The sequence below is a fragment of the Tissierella pigra genome, from assembly GCF_018917845.1.
Taxonomy (GTDB): domain Bacteria; phylum Bacillota; class Clostridia; order Tissierellales; family Tissierellaceae; genus Tissierella; species Tissierella pigra.
Genome location: NZ_JAHLPJ010000001.1, coordinates 1,638,503 through 1,657,056, shown reverse-complemented (window position 1 = coordinate 1,657,056; position 18,554 = coordinate 1,638,503). Strand labels below are relative to the sequence as shown.

General features: G+C 27.6%; 17 protein-coding genes. 2 read left to right on the top strand and 15 right to left on the bottom strand.

Annotated features, from left to right (window positions below; all coding sequences use genetic code 11):
- Positions 1-5: 5 nt before the first annotated feature.
- The 7 genes from KQI41_RS08055 to KQI41_RS08025 all read right to left on the bottom strand — a co-directional run bounded on the left by KQI41_RS08055 (position 6) and on the right by KQI41_RS08025 (position 11,571).
- Complete coding sequence (locus KQI41_RS08055; RefSeq protein WP_154440841.1) at positions 6-209, bottom strand: hypothetical protein; 204 nt, start codon at positions 207-209, stop codon at positions 6-8.
- A gap of 40 nt (positions 210-249) precedes the next feature.
- Complete coding sequence (locus tag KQI41_RS08050) at positions 250-3,516, bottom strand: UvrD-helicase domain-containing protein (RefSeq protein ID WP_154440840.1); 3,267 nt, start codon at positions 3,514-3,516, stop codon at positions 250-252.
- On the bottom strand, positions 3,516-6,620 hold the full coding sequence (locus KQI41_RS08045) for a PD-(D/E)XK nuclease family protein (RefSeq protein WP_216585129.1): 3,105 nt from the start codon (positions 6,618-6,620) through the stop codon (positions 3,516-3,518). The genes KQI41_RS08050 and KQI41_RS08045 overlap by 1 nt, the downstream gene beginning before the upstream one ends.
- A 22-nt stretch (positions 6,621-6,642) precedes the next feature.
- The gene (nagZ, locus tag KQI41_RS08040) at positions 6,643-7,881 is read right to left on the bottom strand and encodes a beta-N-acetylhexosaminidase (protein ID WP_216585128.1); all 1,239 of its coding nucleotides are present in this window, start codon (positions 7,879-7,881) and stop codon (positions 6,643-6,645) included.
- Positions 7,882-7,990: 109 nt separating this feature from the next.
- Complete coding sequence (gene glsA, locus KQI41_RS08035) at positions 7,991-8,902, bottom strand: glutaminase A (protein ID WP_154440837.1); 912 nt, start codon at positions 8,900-8,902, stop codon at positions 7,991-7,993.
- A 16-nt stretch (positions 8,903-8,918) separates the two neighbouring features.
- On the bottom strand, positions 8,919-10,586 hold the full coding sequence (locus KQI41_RS08030; protein WP_154440836.1) for a nucleoside kinase: 1,668 nt from the start codon (positions 10,584-10,586) through the stop codon (positions 8,919-8,921).
- A 16-nt stretch (positions 10,587-10,602) separates the two neighbouring features.
- Entirely contained in the window at positions 10,603-11,571 is a 969-nt protein-coding gene (locus KQI41_RS08025; RefSeq protein ID WP_154440835.1) for an RluA family pseudouridine synthase, read from the bottom strand.
- Between the two features lie 101 nt (positions 11,572-11,672).
- Between KQI41_RS08025 and KQI41_RS08020 the strand changes: the two genes are divergently transcribed.
- The gene (locus KQI41_RS08020) at positions 11,673-12,194 is read left to right on the top strand and encodes an endolytic transglycosylase MltG (protein ID WP_154440834.1); all 522 of its coding nucleotides are present in this window, start codon (positions 11,673-11,675) and stop codon (positions 12,192-12,194) included.
- 30 nt (positions 12,195-12,224) lie between these two features.
- On the opposite strand, the gene KQI41_RS08015 is transcribed toward KQI41_RS08020, so the two are convergent.
- Together KQI41_RS08015 and KQI41_RS08010 are read right to left on the bottom strand one after the other, a co-directional pair.
- Positions 12,225-12,779 carry a DUF6648 family protein gene (locus tag KQI41_RS08015; protein ID WP_154440833.1) on the bottom strand — a complete coding sequence of 185 codons (555 nt, stop codon included), beginning with the start codon at positions 12,777-12,779 and terminating at the stop codon, positions 12,225-12,227.
- A 47-nt stretch (positions 12,780-12,826) separates the two neighbouring features.
- Positions 12,827-13,549: a pseudouridine synthase gene (locus KQI41_RS08010; protein ID WP_154440832.1), complete on the bottom strand. Its 723-nt coding sequence runs from the start codon at positions 13,547-13,549 to the stop codon at positions 12,827-12,829.
- Positions 13,550-13,679: 130 nt separating this feature from the next.
- Between KQI41_RS08010 and KQI41_RS08005 the strand changes: the two genes are divergently transcribed.
- Positions 13,680-13,841 (top strand): DUF1540 domain-containing protein, encoded by a 162-nt coding sequence (locus KQI41_RS08005; RefSeq protein ID WP_154440831.1) that lies wholly within the window; start codon positions 13,680-13,682, stop codon positions 13,839-13,841.
- A 35-nt stretch (positions 13,842-13,876) separates the two neighbouring features.
- Here KQI41_RS08005 and KQI41_RS08000 read toward each other — a convergent pair whose 3' ends face one another.
- The 6 genes from KQI41_RS08000 to nrdG form a co-directional block, all read right to left on the bottom strand.
- Positions 13,877-14,311, bottom strand: coding sequence for a hypothetical protein (locus tag KQI41_RS08000; protein WP_154440830.1), 435 nt, complete (start codon positions 14,309-14,311; stop codon positions 13,877-13,879).
- Between the two features lie 101 nt (positions 14,312-14,412).
- Positions 14,413-15,360, bottom strand: coding sequence for a tRNA modification radical SAM protein MnmL/YtqA (gene mnmL, locus KQI41_RS07995; protein WP_154440829.1), 948 nt, complete (start codon positions 15,358-15,360; stop codon positions 14,413-14,415).
- A 97-nt stretch (positions 15,361-15,457) separates the two neighbouring features.
- The gene (locus KQI41_RS07990; protein WP_195837993.1) at positions 15,458-15,868 is read right to left on the bottom strand and encodes a DUF1292 domain-containing protein; all 411 of its coding nucleotides are present in this window, start codon (positions 15,866-15,868) and stop codon (positions 15,458-15,460) included.
- A gap of 86 nt (positions 15,869-15,954) precedes the next feature.
- Positions 15,955-17,409, bottom strand: a complete 1,455-nt coding sequence (locus KQI41_RS07985) for an aminoacyl-histidine dipeptidase (protein WP_154440828.1) — start codon at positions 17,407-17,409, stop codon at positions 15,955-15,957.
- A 112-nt stretch (positions 17,410-17,521) separates the two neighbouring features.
- A complete protein-coding gene (locus KQI41_RS07980; RefSeq protein ID WP_154440827.1) occupies positions 17,522-18,019 on the bottom strand; it encodes a GAF domain-containing protein in 498 nt (165 codons plus the stop codon).
- A gap of 58 nt (positions 18,020-18,077) precedes the next feature.
- Positions 18,078-18,545 carry an anaerobic ribonucleoside-triphosphate reductase activating protein gene (gene nrdG / locus KQI41_RS07975; RefSeq protein WP_154440826.1) on the bottom strand — a complete coding sequence of 156 codons (468 nt, stop codon included), beginning with the start codon at positions 18,543-18,545 and terminating at the stop codon, positions 18,078-18,080.
- Between the last annotated feature and the right edge of the window lie 9 nt (positions 18,546-18,554).

Genomic DNA, 18,554 nt, shown 5'->3' with positions numbered 1-18,554 from the left:
TCACCTTAATATATAATTGAACTTAATATACTAAAAATTCCTAATATAAATGATAATATACTTATGAGAATACTATACCTATATCTTCCATCTTGTATTATATCTATTTTTTTGTTAAAAACTCTTTCTCCCTCTATTGTAACTACGTTATATTTTTCTTTTATATAAATAAATCCACTAATTAATATAAAAAAGATTCCTATTATCACCTATTATCCCTCCACTAAAAATGTACCAAATAAAAATACATTATTCCAAATCACAAATACCTTTATATTTACAATAACTTGGACATCTATTACTTTTTTCATAATCATATATACTTTCCTTCCTAGACGTAAAGTCCATAAACCTTTCAATCCAATATATATTTTCTCTTAGACTATTATCATCTACTGGAATATCTATAGATTCTCCATTCTCTAAAAATATTATCTTAGTCTTATGGATTTCTATATCCATTATATTTTTAACAACATATGAGTATAGTTGTAGTTGTGGCTTATAGTATTCCATAAGAGAATGTTTATTTATTACCTTATTTGTTTTGTAATCAATTATTTCTGCTTTTTGTCCTTTAATATTTATCCTATCTATTACTCCTGTTATATATTTGTCCTTTAACTTTAAATAAAAAGTTTTTTCTATAAAGGTTTTATCATAATCCTCATTGTACAGTTTTAAATAATTTTCGATATAAGGCTTTAATTCTTCATATATAGAAGAAGTATAATATATTCCAAAGGATTTGCATATATTTTGCAACAATTCCTCTACATCCATATTCAATTTATAGTACTGGCAAAATTTATGAATAATATTTCCTTTTTGAATACTACTAATAAGCTGTTCTTTTTCAGTCCTTAACTCTAGCCCTATGTGAGATAACTTTCTATAATAATCAAAATAAAACTTTCTATTGCAATCTAAGAATGTAAGATACTGAGTTATATTATATCTATCTATGGTATCCTTAGGATAGTTAGTATCTTTAAATAATAAAGGTAACTCCATATCTGTAATACTATCTTGATTCACTAATTCATTATTTATTAATCTAACTGGAATATATTCCTCACTTGGAACATGGACTTCAGATATAATTTTACATTCTGTAGGATTTATAAAGTCCTTTATAAGTTTTTTAAATCCACTGTCTTTTCCTTGACTGCCTAAAATAAGCATCTTTTCTGCTCTAGTCATAGCAACATATAAAATTCTTTCTGTTTCTTCTTTATCCTTTTTATATAATTCTTTTCTTATATTATCGTATAATGCTCTATTATTTTCTAATTGAACCCCTATACCTACTTCCTTGTGAAATAACATATTTGGATAAGTCCCACCGTTGGAATTAGCCATTTCTGGGATTATCACCACTGGAAACTGAAGTCCTTTAGATTTATGTATAGTCAGTATCTTAACTACATCAGCATCTTCTGATTCTATTTTTCCTTCTTCTTCATCTCTAGTTTTAATTTCTTCTAAGTAATCAATGAAATCTGTTACTGTTCCTCTAAAGTTCAATTCATATTTTTTTGCCATATCTTTAAACTTATAAATATTTGCAATACATTGTTTTCCACCTTGTTTTAAAAGTAATGTTTCTATAAAATATGTTTTTGAAATCAATTCATCTAATAACTTAGTTAGTCCATACAAATCTCTTATATTATATAGGTAATCCATGATGTTTATGGCTTCTTTGATTTTTTCTTCTTCATCATTTATTTTTTCATCATAATCAATATTTACCATAGCATTATATACTGTTGTCTTCTTATTTCTTAGTATCCAATATATAGTTTTATCTGTAAGCCCTATCATAGGAGATCTTAAAAAACCTATGGTTGCTATGGTATCAAATGGATTTCCTATGGATTTTAAACCATTAATTAAATCCAATACCTCCTGCTGTAAAAAAAACCTTTTTCCACCTAAATTATAAAAGGGTACTCCAAAGTTTTTTAAGGCTTCTTCATAAATATGATTTCTAGTAGTTGCTCTAAAGAGCATAGCAAAATCACCATATTTATATTTTCCTTGTAATACTAATTCCTTTATTCGCTTTGCTATTAATTGTGCTTCATAATGTCTATGATAATTACTAGGACTTTGATTATCCGGTACTTCTAAATCTTCTTTTTCCAAGATTTCTACATCTATGGAGTTTTTTGATTTATGAAATTCTTTTAGCTCTGTATACTTATTTGTCATTAGTTTACTAAATATACTATTGATAAATTTCAATACAGTTTCTACAGTTCTATAATTTTTTTGTAATGTAATTATTTCCTCTTTAGAGACTTCCTGAATATCTAACATTACATCATAAAAAACTTCTAAATCTGCACCCCTAAAGCCATAAATAGATTGTTTTGGATCTCCTACTACAAATAAATTAGACCTGTCTAGTTTTTCATTTACTGTAGCTAGTTTATAGAATATCTTTTTTTGCAACTCATTCGTATCTTGAAACTCGTCTATCATAATATATTTATATATTTCTTGGTATTTATTTCTAATATAGGTATTTTCTAATAAATCCAAAACTTTTATTTGTAAATCATCATAGTCTAAGGCTTTAATTTCTTTCTTTTTTGACTCATATTCCTTATCAATATCCATAAGCAAATCTAATATAATCATATAGATATGAATATTGTATTTTTCACATCCTAGTAAAGACTTTTCTATAGATGATTTTAACATATCTATATTTTCAGTTTCCTTAGAGCTTGTACCTATGTTTTCATATAGATATGCCAATAAGCTAGGTAATTCCTCATCTAAATAATGATTGTCTTTAAATTTAATCCAATTTAAATCTGTTTGCAGCTTAAATATCTTTGAGTTTTTAGGCAATTTTTCCATTAAATATATAAACTTATCTTTTATAAATGAAATATCCTCTTTTTCAAACTCCAAGGAATTTATATATTCTAAAGTTTTTTGTTTTAAGTCTTTGAAAGTTAGTCCTATGGTTCTAGCCTTATTATAAAGCTGATAAAAATCATCAATTAAGAAGCTTATATTGTTCTTTTTAAATATTCTTAGTAATTCATATACTCCCTTATTATTTTCCAAGCCTCTATTCAATACATCTTGTATTGTTTTATTTAAGAGACTCATAGATTCATAATTTTCTAATACCTCAAATAATGGGTCTATATTTGCTTCAATAGGGTTTTCCCTCAATATCTTTGCACAAAAACTATGGATGGTGGAAATATTTGCCTTTTCCATATCTCTATAATACTTCCTCCACACATTTCCCCTATAAAAGTTTTTTCTTATTTCTTTTCTAATTCTATCTATCATTTCTTGAGTAGCTTTTTTAGTAAATGTAATTGCCACTATGGATTCTATTTCTTTATTTTCCTCTAGGTTTCCATATTCTAATATATGTATAAACCTTTCTGTCAGCACTTTAGTTTTTCCTGTACCTGCCCCTGCATTTACAGCTACGTTTTTCTCTATGGTTTTTATAGCTATTTGCTGTGGATCTATTGTCATCACTCCACCTCCAATACATTTTCATATCTGCAAATATCCTTATATATACAATAGGATGAACATTCCAAAGGATTTATGGAAAAATCTCCACTGTTTATTCTATCTATTGTCTGTTGTATATTAGACTTTGTAATTTCCAGTAATTCATTCCATTGATTATTATCTAAAGCTCCTTTATGTTTCTTAGTTATTAATTTTGTTTCTTCAATTTTGCCTAATTTAGTTTGAAACTCACCATTGGAAACTATACCATATATTCCAGCAACTATATCTTTGTTTTTCTGAGACATTATATATATTGGCAACTGAAGTGACAAACCATTTGACATATGGTCTATATCATAGATTCCATAGGTGCTACTTTTATAGTCCATAATTACATATTTCTCTTCTCCTAGAACTTTGTCAATTCTATCAATCTTTCCCCTTATTTTTATTTCTCCTTTATTAGTCTGCAATGAAAAGTCTCCATATCTTCCGAATTCCAATTCAAATTCATAGGGAATTAATTTTTCTTTTGAATTAAATAATCGTTCTATATCGTTTTTTATAAAATTCATCAATCTATCAAAGATATTTTCTACTATTAATAAATCCTTTTTATATTGCTTATTTAAGCCTATTCCAGTAGAATATCTTTCTACTAACTCCTTTAATGTATCTATTGTATCTTCAAATACAAAACTTATATTATCTTCTATAGATTCCTTTAAATCCTCTTTATATATATTATAATAATGTCTCAAAACCTCATGATAAACATTCCCTATATCTATATTACTATATTCTTCAGAATCATTCTCATGTTTTTCTATATTCAAAACTCTTTGAAGTAAAAAAGCATAAGGACATTTGTTATAGGATTCAAGATAGGTGTTAGAATATATATTATTTTTATTAAATGACTTTATATCTTCGTTTATTATATCCTCTGTTATTAGCCCCTTATATTCATTAAAAGATTTACTATTTCTTTTATATTCACAAATAATTTTATTATTTATAATCTTAAGCTTGTCCTTATTTGCCATATTGTGAAACCTATAATACTCCTTTGTTTCTTCTGATAAATTTTCATAATGGTTAAGTATTAGGTAATTAGACAATTCATCTATTGTAGTTATATCCTTTATATGATCTTTAAATAAATAATTTAAACTTAGATTTATAATTTGAAACTTTTCTTCCAATTGTTCTCCATTAAACATATTTATTATTTCATCTAAAAAAATTGAAGGTATACTATCTTCATTTAATCCTTCACTATAAGATAAATAAAGTTTCTCTTTACATGAAGCAATTAAAGAAGCAAATTTTACCGATTCGTTGTTTAATCTCTCTAAGTAATTTTTATAATCTAATTTGATTTTTAGTAAATCGATATAATTTCTATCATTGAGCAAAAAATTATTTTCCTGTAAAAGTGGATAATACTCTCCTGATAATCCTGTTACAAAAATAATATCATGCTGAAAACCTCTACTGTTTATGGGATTTAATATTTTTATACCCTTTGAATTCTTATTTTGTTTTAAAATTCTTTCATCCTCTAATAGCTTTGTAATTCCCAAATAATAATCCTCAATTGAAATTTCTTCTATAATCATAGATATTTGATTCATTTTCTCTATGATTTCTTTTAATTTCTCTAAAGCTAAAGTATCTCGATAGAAAATATCATAATCTTTATAGGTAGCATATATATCTTTTATTTTATTATCTATATTGTAGCTATCTATTATTTCAAAGAATATTTTATTATAGTTATTTATTGAATCCTTATATAGAATTTTATTCATTTCACTTAAGATAAGATTTAATACATTTTTGAGCGTATCTATATTGTTCATGGATATATTTAAACTATTTTCTTCTTCTAAAATCTTGTTTAATTCAAATATATTATCAAATTTAATATTTTTTAAAGCAAATTCCATTTCGTCTTTATATGATTTATCTATAATAGTAAAATAATTGGATTTAATCCTATTTATTATACTTCCTCTATCTCCTTTTTTTATCATAAGCCCAAATATATTTAAAAACTCTTTAATTAAAGGAATTTCTTTTAGTGCAGTTTCTATTTGTAAGTTTATTGGGAGATTTTCCTCTTGTGCTACTTGAAATAATGTATCTTTATAATCATTATTTAACAATATAATTGCAATCTTAGATAAATCCATTCCAGCTTTCCTAAGGCTTTTTATTTCCTGAAAAATTCTTTTAAATTCCAAATAAATAGAAGGTGATTTTATTAAAGTCAGTTTATTATTATATTCAAATTTTAGTGTTTCTTCACTGAACAAATTTTGTCCTATGGTTTCAAATATATTGAATTCTTTTTTCTCTACATATTGTTTTTTAAAACCTATAGATTGTAAATTAGTAATAGTTTTATTGATACTAGACATATTTGCTTTTGTCTGAAAAGGAATATTTATATATATATCTATATCAGTCTTACATATCTCTTTCAATATCTCCATCTCTATAGGTCTAAAATCATAAAATTCATCTATAATTATAAAATCCAAACTTTCAAAATAATTTCCATCAGCTTTTAATTTTTCGATTGCTTTAAAATATGAACTTTCTCTATCTATTAAATTTAATCTTTTAAGTTCCCTTTCATATTCAGAATAAATAAGTCCTATTTCTTGAAAACAGGCTGAATCAGGACAGGTTTCAATATAGTCCTTTGGATGAATCAATGACCTTTTGATTTCACCTATTATATACCCTAAACTTTCAATAAATCCGTCCATAGAAATAGCATCTCTAAAATATACAATCTTTTCTTTTTTATACAATTTAAGTATTGAATTTTTTATGATTATATCTTTAGCAAATTCATTAATAGTTAAGTCAATATTATCATTTAATATTTCATTTACTATATCATCAAAGGTAAAAAGATTGATTTCAAAACTTTGCTCTACTTCATCAATAAATTTCATTCTATACTTTGCAAGTAATTCTCCATTAGGAAGTAAATAATAAAATCTATGACCTTCTCCTTTTTTTAAACTTTCCATGGTTTTTTGTACTAAATCATACTTCTTGCTATTATTGAAAGGTCCAAAATATATTATTCTGTCAGTCATTATATATCATCCCTTCTATTGGCTATTTATTGATTTCTTCTATTAGTTTCTTAGTTTCAATATTTAACCCTTCTAAATCGTTAAGTTCTACTATTTTATCCTCTAAATTATATTTTTCTTTTAATTTTAAAATCCTATATACCTTTTCATCTATATCCTTTTCATTTAGATTACCAGTATCTACTGATTCCTTTATATATTCCATAACCTTTCTAGGATTATCTTTTCCATGACATATTAATGCAATGTCTCCACCGGATTTAATAAACCTTAAAGAAGCTTCTTCCAGTGAGTAGTTTTCTACTATTGCACCCATGGTCATATCATCAGATACTATTACTCCCTTGTATCCTAATTGATCTCTTAATAGATTTTGTATGACTTTCTGTGACATAGTAGAAGGATATTCTTTATCTATGGCAGGGTATAATATATGTGCCACCATAATCATATCCACATCTTCCTCTATTGCTCTTATAAAAGGAATTAATTCCATGGATTCTAACTCTTCCATACTTTTATTTACTATTGGTAGGTTAACATGAGAATCCATACTTGTATCTCCATGTCCTGGAAAATGTTTTACTGCTGGAATTGTATCTGTATCTCTTATTCCAAGCATTACTTGTATTCCATTGCTTACTACAATGTCTGTTGTATTACCAAATGACCTGTTTCCAATAACAGGATTTTTAGGATTTGAATTAATGTCTAAAACTGGTGCAAAATCAAGGTTAAAACCTAAAGCCTTTACTCTCTCACCTAATATTTTACCATAGTTATAAGAAATATCCTTATTATTTTTCTTTCCCAACTTTACAGACTCTGGAAGTCTAGTAAAAGTTTTTGGAAGCCTGCTTACTCTTCCACCTTCTTCATCTATGGATAAGAATAGGGGAATATCATTATTTGAATTGGCTTCCTTTATATTATTTAAGAGCTTTAATGTTTTATTTTCATCTTCTATATTCCTAGAGAATAATATAAACCCACCTACTTTAAGCTCCTCTATAAAATTTACTATTTCATTATTAATCTCTGTACCCTCAAAACCTACTATAAGTAATTGCCCTATTTTTTCTTCTAAAGTCATGGATTTAATCCTGTCTTTTATAGGGTCTATTTGTATATTGTTATTTTCTGAAGGCAGTTCATTAGGCTCAGACATATCTGCATCTCCAAGATTTATATTATCTTTTCTGCATCCCACTAAAATTAATATAATAAGAGTAATTAAAATAAATACTATAGTCTTTTTCATTTTATCACCTTTTCTTATGTTATTGATTAGTTTTATTATAGTATATCCTTATTTGCAATATAATTAAACAACAAACGGAGAGTTATCTTTATCTCTCCGTTTGTTGTTACTAAAATATATTTAAATTCAACTCTTTGGATAAATCTGCCATAATACCGTATCCAGCTATGGAATTTCCATATTGGTCTAAGGCTGGGCTAAATACTCCTATTCCCATTTTATATGGTATAGTACCTAATATTCCTCCTCCTACACCACTTTTTGATGGTATACCTACTGTTGAAGCATATTCTCCACTAAAATTATACATTCCGCAGGTGGCCATAATTGCTGTTAATATAGACGCTGTTTTATTATCACATATTCTGTCTCCTTTAGATAATTTACATCTATTGGCTATAAACAAACCTATTCTAGCAATATCAACTGCTGTTACTTCTATGGAACACTGTTTAAAATATGTGTCTAATATATCCTCTACATCACCCTCTATAAATCCTCTAGACTTCATTAAATATGCCATGGCTCTATTTTTATTGCCTGTTTCCTTTTCCGACAAATATACTTCTTCATTATAGGATATATTAGGGTTTTCAGTTACTGTTCTAATAAGTGTGAGTAATCTATTAAACCTTTCCTCCCCTTCTCCTTTTATAAGCGAGGTCGTTACTATGGCACCAGAGTTTATCATTGGATTAGATGGTTTTATAGTATGAGGAAAATCCAGCTTAAACAATGTATTGAAGGGTTCTTCCGTGGGTTCATAATCAATTTTTTTAAACACTTGGTCTTCTCCATTATCTATTAAAGCTAGCATAAGACTCATAACTTTGGATATACTTTGTATAGTAAATTTTTCGGTATAATCTCCAGCTTTATAAATATTTCCATCTACATCCATAACACATATTCCTATATGATTCGGGTTTGCTTTCAGTAAAGCAGGTATATAGTCTGCCACTGCTCCCTCTTTTATTAAATATCTATTATTATCTATAATTTTATTTAGTATTTTTTCCATATTTACCTCCACATAATTAATGAATATCAAAGGCAGTTTTACCTATAAACTCTCTTAAAATAGAGTTTGGTGGAATTAAATCTTCATTTTCAATGTCTACAAAGTATTCTAAAAATTTAAGAAGTTTTTTTGCTTCTCCATAATAAATATTATTGCTATCTATTTCTTCTAATAAAGGCTTTATATGTTTCTTTAGTACTGCCAGTTCATATACCAATGCAGAATTAAACATTATATCAGCTTCCTCTTGAAAAGGAAAAATATATTTTTCTTCCCCTGCTCTAACTCCTGCCCACATTTCCAAAGTTTTAGTAGCATCGATCCCTCTATATTTTATATCTCTCACTATTCTTCTAACTAGCCTTGCATCTGTAGTAGGTATACGGTTATGTGCATCTATATTTAATTGAGTCAATGCTGATATATATATCTTATATTTGTTTTTTTCTGGGATATAACTTGTCATCTTAGGATTTAAGCTATGTATTCCTTCAACTATTATTGGATTTGACTTGTCTATTTTAAGCTTTTTCCCTGATTTTTCACGTTTCCCAGTAATAAAATTAAACTTAGGCAACTCAATTTCTTCACCTTCCAATAGCTTTACTAAATCTTCATTTAAACTTTCTAAATCTATGGCATCTATGGTTTCAAAATTATAGCTTCCATCTTCGTTCAAAGGAGTTTTTTCTCTATCTACAAAATAATTATCTACAGATATAGATATAGGTTTTTTTCCATTTACTTTTAATTGCATCTCTAATCTTTTAGAAAAAGTAGTTTTCCCTGAAGATGAAGGTCCTGCTATTAAAACTAAATGAAGGTCCTCATCTTCACAAATTTTGTCTGCAATATTGGCTATCTTTTTTTCATGAAGTGCTTCCGATATTCCAATTACTTCCCCTATGCCTCCATTTATAATTTTTTCATTTAATGAACCTATGTAGGCAAGGTCCAATATATCTCCCCAATCATTAGCCTCTTTAAAAACCTTTGATAGCTTTTTTAATTCTTTAAACTCAGGTAATTTATAATTAGAGTTCATTCCTGAAAATAATATTAAAATTCCTGGATAATAATATTTAAGTTCAAAAATTTCTAAATAACCTGTAGATGGAGCTAGAAAACCATGGTAAGTATCTATATGTCCACCTATATCATAAACATCAATATCTATTCTATCTAAGGTATTAAAAAGCCTTATTTTATCAATATAATTATATTCCTCAAATACTTTCATTGCTGTTTCTTTAGACATCTTTTGTCTGATTATTGGAATGTCACTTTTGATTATTTCATCCATCTTATCTTGGATTTCTTTTACTTTCTTAAAGGTAATAGAATAATCCTTTTCAAAACTTGCATAAAGCCCTTCTCCAAGAAAGTGTTCAATTCTCACTGTCTTATTTGGTATTATACTTTTACAAGCCATTATAAAAACAGCAGATATAGTCCTTGTATATATTCTGTAACCATCTGTATCTTCTATAGTTAAAAAATTTATGCTCATACCATCTTCAGCCATTTTATTTAAATTAAAAACTTCATTGTTTATTTTAGCACCTAAATATTTTTTATGTTTTTCCTTAAATACAATTTCTGTTGCCTCTTTTAAATTTGTTCCTTCTTTTAAGGATATGTATTCCCCTATGTTTTCTACATATATTTTCATTTCATTTTTCAAAACAATCCCCCCCTAATTATTCGAACAAATCTTTTTCTATTTCTCCAACTTTTCCTCCTACTTCACTAATAAATATTTTACTATTTAAATACTGTAATTCATCAGATAATCCATTAAATTCCACTTTATATCCATGAAGCCATTGATTTTCTAAAGAATACTTCTCCTTAAATTCTTTATTTATATTTCCATCGCCATATTTTCTATCTCCTATAACTGGATAACCAAGAGATGATAAGTGGCCCCTTATTTGATGTGTTCTTCCAGTAATCAATTCTATTTCAAGTAGAGAATATCCTTTCTTATTTTTCAATGGTTTAATTATAGTCTCAATTTTCTTAGTTCCCTCTAAATCATCTTTATATATTGTTACTCTATTCCTCTCTTCGTCCTTTGATAGGTATGCCTCTGCTGTAAATTCTTTTTTAATATTTCCCTTCACTATAGTTTTATAAAATCTTCTTATTTTACCTTTCTTAATTGCTTCATTTATAATCTTTAATGACTCATAGTTTTTAGCACCAATTATTATTCCAGAAGTATTTCTATCTAGTCTATTACATATGGAAGGAGTAAAGGTCTTTTGTATTCTTGGTACAAAATCACCTTTCTGAATCAAGTATGATACCATGCTATCTACTATATTTTCTTCAAATTCCTTAGATGCACCATGAGATAATATTCCTATAGGTTTATTTATTAATATTATATTGTTATCTTCATAGATAATATTTGGTATAATTTTAGATTTTACTTCTTCTTTTTTGGCTATAAATTTATCTATAGTCTCATCTGATAAATAAAGTTGTATTTTATCTCCTTCATAAATTGTGGTTTCTGGTTGGACCTTTGCCCCATTTAGCTTTACATTCTTTTTCCTAATCATTTTATACACAAATCCTTGAGGAGCCTCAGCTAAATATTTTTTCAAGAATCTGTCAAGCCTTTGTTCATTTTCATTTTTATCTATTATTATTTCTCTCAAAGTTTTCTCACCTTTTTCTAAATCTTATGTTATAATTATATTATACACAATTATAAGATTAAAACCTAAATTTTTACAAAAGTTTTTAAAGAGGTGAAATTATGAAAAAGTTTTTTGAGATCATAAAGGATATTTTATATGATTCTGTAGACTACATAATAATGATAGGAATAGTAGGAATTGTAATATTTATTATAGGTTGGAGGTTAGACCTTCTGTTTGCAAAAGATGCCTTGGATATGCCACCAAATGATATTGTTATTGAAGATAATAATGGTGAAAATAAAAGTAATGAAGATTCTAATTCAGATAAAGATAATAGCGAAAATCCATCAGATGAAAATAATGGCCCTAAGGAAGATAATAATACTAACAATAATAAAGATGAAAACAAACCAAAAGATACTAACAACAGTGGTAACATGGTTAAATTTAACATTCCACCAGGCTCATTACCATCTAAAATCGGTAATATATTAGCAGAAAATGGTTTAGTAAGCAGCAAAGAAGATTTTGTTATAAAAGCTCAAGAATTAAAGTTAGATACTAAGCTAAAATCAGGAGACTATGAAATCAAATCCAATAGTTCAATAGAAGAAATTCTTAAAATACTTACAAAATAAAGTCTTCCTAATGGAAGACTTTATTTTTAATTAATAGGTTTCATTAATATATCCATCTATTAAAGATAATTTTTTTTCTTCTAAAAATACTCCTTTTTCTTTTAATATATCTAATAACCAAATTGCCTTTGAGTGAAATATTGCTTCCTTATAATTGAGAAGTACAATTTCATAAAGTTTATCATCTAAACGCTTTGAGTTTAAGCTGACAAAATATGCTTCAATATCTTTAAATTCCAAATACTCAAGTAAATTTAAAGCAGCTTTGTCCTTTTCATTATAATAATTATTTCCTTTATTCAAATAATAATTATAATATTTTTGATGTTTTTTGGTATTCTTTACTTCTTTAGCCAACATAGAAAAGTACTTGGCTAAGACATTATAATACTGATAATTAAACATTCCCATTTCATAACTATCAATTCTTAAAAAAGGTTTAAAATTCATTCTCATTACTAAATCATAGTTATATTCTAAAAATTGTTTCTTTGTTATATTTCCTTTTTCAAACTCAAATATTAAAGAGGATCTTCTATGAAAAAATGTTTCAAAGTTGTCCCCAGTTTTGCTATAAAAAATCAAGCTACACACCCTATCTAATTTATTTTCAAATTATATTATATCATAAATTATAGCTCTTTTAATAAAGATATTTCTGTTTTTGTTAATTCTCTATATTCTCCTGAGTCTAATAGCTGGTCTAAAACCAATGGTCCCATGGAAATTCTCTTTAAAAATAAAACTTTCATTCCAATACTTTCAAACATCCTCTTTACCTGATGAAACTTTCCTTCTTGTATAGTTAAATATACCTTAGATATTATATTTCCATTAATTATCTCTAAATCTGCTGGTAAAGTTTTATATCCATCATCTAAGGTGATTCCTTTTTTAAAAACTTCAATGTATTTATCTTCAACATATCCGTCTACTTCCACATAATATTTTTTATTTACTCCTTTTTTAGGAGATAATAGTTCATGGGCTAATTTACCGTCATTGCTTATTAATAAAAATCCTTCTGTATCTTTATCCAATCTTCCTACTGGAAAAGGCTTATAAATTAAATATTCTTCTGATAATAAATCTATTACTGTTTTAGTTCTAGGATCATCAGTAGAAGATACAAGTCCTTGAGGTTTATTCATCATTAAATATATATATTCTCTATATAAAACTTCTTCCTCGCCCAAAAAAATCTCATCTTCATATGGATTTACTTTAAATTCATTATTGCAAATAATACTATTATTTACCTTTACTCTTCCATCCTTAATAAACTTTTTTACATCTTTTCTGCTTCCATATCCCATATTAGCAAGAACTTTATCTAGTCTTTCTTTTTTTGCCATATTATCACCTTCCATATTCTATATATTATTCTACCTTATTTCCCATTTTATTTAAACTATCTTAGGAATATTTTTTGTTAAAATAGTAAGACTATTAGTGTAAGAATATTTAATTTGAAAGGAGATTACCATGCACAACGAACAAATTACTGAAGGTGTAAAATGTGTAGTAAATACTTGTCACTATTATAAATCAGGAGATTTATGTACAGCTGGTAAAATTGAAATATTACCTAGAAACGCTTCTACATCCGAAGAAACAGATTGTGGTACTTTTAAATCTTCAAAATAGTATAAATAAAGGAGACAGCTAACTGTCTCCTTTATTTATACTGCACATTCAAGTCCTAATTCTATTGCATATTCTCGTAAATGTTCTGGTATTTGATCCATAGTATAATTTACATTTATGAAAAATTCTACTTCCAATTTTTCTCCTATTTTCTTTAATTTTTCCACTAACTTTTCTAGATTTGGAATACTCAAATCAATTACTTTGTAGATGCTGTCTACATAAATTTTTTCCACATCATAATCCATTCCAATTAAACCACACAAAAAGCCATAGAAAGATTCAATATTTATTATATTGAATTCCATGGCATTAATTAGTCGTACATTATAATCTAAAGTAAAAATATGGTCGTCATCCACATCAATAAAAGCAATATTACCATTACCCGCCTTCATATCCTTGTTAGCATTATCGATTAACCATTTTGTCTTTCCTGCACCTTTTTCACCCAAAATTAATTTAACCATGACTAACCACCTCTACCTTTCTTTTTATTATATATTATATATTCGACATAATTCGATTATTTCCTTCTTTTTTGAAGAAACTTTTTGAAAATTTAAAAAACCTATTGGAATTTTTTTAGTCCTCTTCCATTTAAATAATTAAATTTAATCCCTTGTCTTGAATTTCTGGACTCCATCAAGGCGATTATAGTATCTCTTATTTTCCACCAAGACTCATTCCAATTGACAAATAGTGAATTTTCTTCAGGTGCTCTTCCTATAATCCTTTGAATCACAATATTAGGATCAAGATATTCTAGAAATAAAATTACCCTCTCTATATATTCTTCTTTAGAAATTAAAGCTATTTCTCCATTTTTATATAAAGTTCCTAAAGTTGTTCCATCAACTATATATAAGGCATGTAGTTTCACTTCATCTATTCCTAGGGCTGATAATACCTTAGCATTTTCAATTACATCAGCTTCTGTATCCCAAGGAAGATTTAAGATTATATGTGTACAATTTCTTAATCCATATCTTTTAATCCTTATACTTGCGTCTATAAATTCAGCTAATGTATGGCCTCTATTAATTTTTTCTAAAGTAGAATAGTTTACTGTCTGAAGTCCTAATTCAATTGTTATATCTATATTATATATATCTTTAATTTTTGATAAATATTCTAAATAGTTGTCATTGATACAATCTGGACGAGTTGAAATAGACACCCCAACTATATCCTCTAATAAAACTTGGTCTATACACTCCTTAAAGCTTTCAAAAGGTAAATAAGTATTTGTAAAATTTTGAAAATAAGCTATAAATTTTTTTGCTTTATACTTATTACCTATATATCTTTTATTCCTCTCTAACTGTTCTCTTACTGATATGGAAGATGATAAGTTTTCAAAAGAACCACCTTCCTCTCCACAAAATATACAACCCCCTCTCCCTACAGTACCATCCCTATTGGGACAGGTCAATGGCAAAGATATAGGTAGTTTATATACCTTTTCACCAAATTTTTCACTCAAATATTTAGAATAGGTATTATATACTGTGCTCAACCTTTTCCTCCTTCCTTATGAACTTAATACCCTTTTAAGTAAGTCTTACTCAATTATATAGTTAAAGCACTTTACCAAAGGTAAAGCGCCCTTTATACTATTCTTCGTCATCTAACTCATCATAGTTTTCATACTCTACAAAGTCTTCATCATCTATAAATAAAGCTTCAAAAGCTTCAGATACAGTTCCAAATTCTTCTTCATTTTCAATTGGCAATAAATCAAATTCATTATCTTCTAATTCAACATATCTATAAAGCAATACCTCATCATCACCCATTGGTAATAATGCAATATATTCAACATCTTCAACTTCAAATATACCTAAAACACTACACTCTAATTCAGTATCATCATCAAGTGTAAGATATATTATATCGTTTTCCTCCATATCCTCAAAATCAAAATCATCTAATTCATGGTCATGATCATCACAGCCACATCCACAACCACAGCCACCACAATGCTCATCATTATATTCAAAAGCTTCATCTTTTTTATTGTCCATTTTCATTCTCCTTTACCTTTATATTTATTAATTATATGCTAATGATACCCTATTTAGATATATAAGTACATATATATTTTATAAAATCAATGAATTTTTTCTAGTACCTTTAAAAGCAATTTATATGTTCTTTCTGTAGATGATATACTTAGTTTTTCCCCTGGTGCGTGTACTCCATACATATTTGGACCAAAAGAGATCATGTCTATGCTGCCAAATTTCTCCTTGAATAAGCCACATTCAAGTCCTGCGTGTATTGCATCAATATTTATTTCGTTATTATATAGTTCTTTATAAGCATCTTTAAATACATCTCTTATATAAGATTCTTTAGCATATTCCCATGCAGGATAAGATGATGTACTTTCCCACTCTGCTCCAATATTTTCAGCAAGTACTCTTATTTGGTTTGCTATATAAGTCTTTAGACTTCCAATGGAAGACCTTATGGCAGACTCCATAGTTATACTGTCTCCAGTAGTTATTATAACGCCTAAGTTACTTGAGCTTTCTACTAAACCCTTAATATCCATACTCATGGAGTTAACTCCATTTGGAAAAAGCATCAAAGCAGTAATTGTTTTTTGTGTAGTATCCTTAGAAAACACCTTATCTCTTTTGTCATCTACTTTTATAAAAGATAATTCAACATCTTTATCAGTAGAAAGTAACTCAAATCTAAATTCTTTTTCTATTTCTTTAATAATCGCATTAGCTTTTTCTACATTATATTTTTCCATAGCAACAACTGCTTTTGTATATCTAGGAATGGCATTTGATTTTGAACCACCTTCTATATAACATAAATTTATATCTATCTCTCTATTTAATCTTTGAAGCACTCTTCCAATTATTTTATTAGAATTCCCTCTTCCTTTATCAATTTCCATTCCAGAGTGTCCACCTTTAAGTCCAGATACTGATATTTCATATATTTCCTTATTGTTTAACATTTCATCCCATTCTATGGGAATTGTAACTAGATTTCTTTCTCCCCCTGCACAACTTACAAGTATTGTTCCTTCTTCTTCTGAATCTATATTTATTAGTATTTTACCTGTTACACTTTGTGGTTCTAAGGCTGCTGCTCCAGTCATACCAGATTCTTCATTAGATGTTATAAGAACCTCCAAGGGAGGATGGGCTATATTTTTTGACTCCAGTACAGCCAACGCCATTGCTACGGCAATACCATTATCAGCTCCAAGGGTAGTTTCTTTGGCCATAATATAATCTCCTTCTACTTCAAGTTTTATAGGATCCTTTGAAAAATCATGATTTGAGTTATCTACCTTCTCTCCTACCATATCCATATGTCCCTGTAGTATTATAGTAGGACTATTTTCGTATCCCTTATAAGCTGGTTTTTTTATAATTATATTCAAAGCCTTATCCTGTATAACTTCTAATCCTAAATTTCTGCCTACACTGGCTAGATAGTCACTTATTTTTTGTTCATCATAGGAACATCTAGGTATCTTAGATATTTCTTCAAAGTAGTACATTACCCTTTCTGGCTTTAGTCCTTGTAAAACTCCCATTTTATATCCTCCTTATTCCTATACACCCTAAAATAGTCAATTTAGTTTATATAGTATTATAATCTTTACCATAATTTATAATTCTTAAACTTACATTAAATCTTTTATTTAACTATATTTTTTCCCAATTTATATTTTGATTTAATAATTCTACAAGATTAGTAAAATATTTTTCCTCTAGTTCTGTAAATCTATTTTTTTCTGGACTATCTAAATCCAGTACTCCATAGACTCTATTATTCTTTATTATTGGTATAACAAGTTCTGAATTAGACTGACTATCACAAGCAATATGTCCTGGGAACAAGTGTACATCTGGTACTAATTGAGTTTCTCTAGTCTCCACTGCTTTTCCACAAACTCCCTTTCCCATACTTATTCTATTACAAGCTGGAAGCCCCTGGAATGGTCCTAAAACCAATTCATTGTCCCTTAATATATAAAACCCCGCCCAATTCAATCTATCTGCACATGCCATTATTATGCCTGTTATATTTGAAATATTTGCTAAATCATCCTGTTCTGAACTAAGCTGCCCTTTTACAAGAAGAATCATATATCGCATTCTTTCTTCTTGGTTCATATCTTTTATTCCATCTAATTTAAACATATCTATTTCACCTCATAAGCACTCTCTCTTTATAAATAATACTAAATTCCATTTATAGCTACCCTAAATATTTCTTAACGTCTATTATTCTTTGATTTGTTGAACCCCTAAACTGTAACATCATAGATTTTTTTGATATGTCGAATTTGCCATCTATTAAAATATCTGTCTGCAATAGCAACTCCCTAAACTTTTTATTTTTAAGCATTTGTTCAAAAGTATATCCAGTATATGTTACTACACTTAATCCAAGGCTTTTAACTTTTCTAGCTAAGATACTACACTCCAATGCTTGTTCAAAGGGTTCTCCTCCACTGAGAGTAATACCATCTAGCAGAGAATTTTCCTTCACCATTTTTACTATATTATCTACTTCTATTAAGCTCCCTCCATTAAAAGAGTGGGTACTAGGATTATGACATCCAACACAGTTATGTTTACATCCTTGGGTAAACACCACTAATCTAATTCCTGGACCATCTACAATGGATTCCTCTTCTATTCCTGCTATTCTTATTTTATCCATAATTACTAC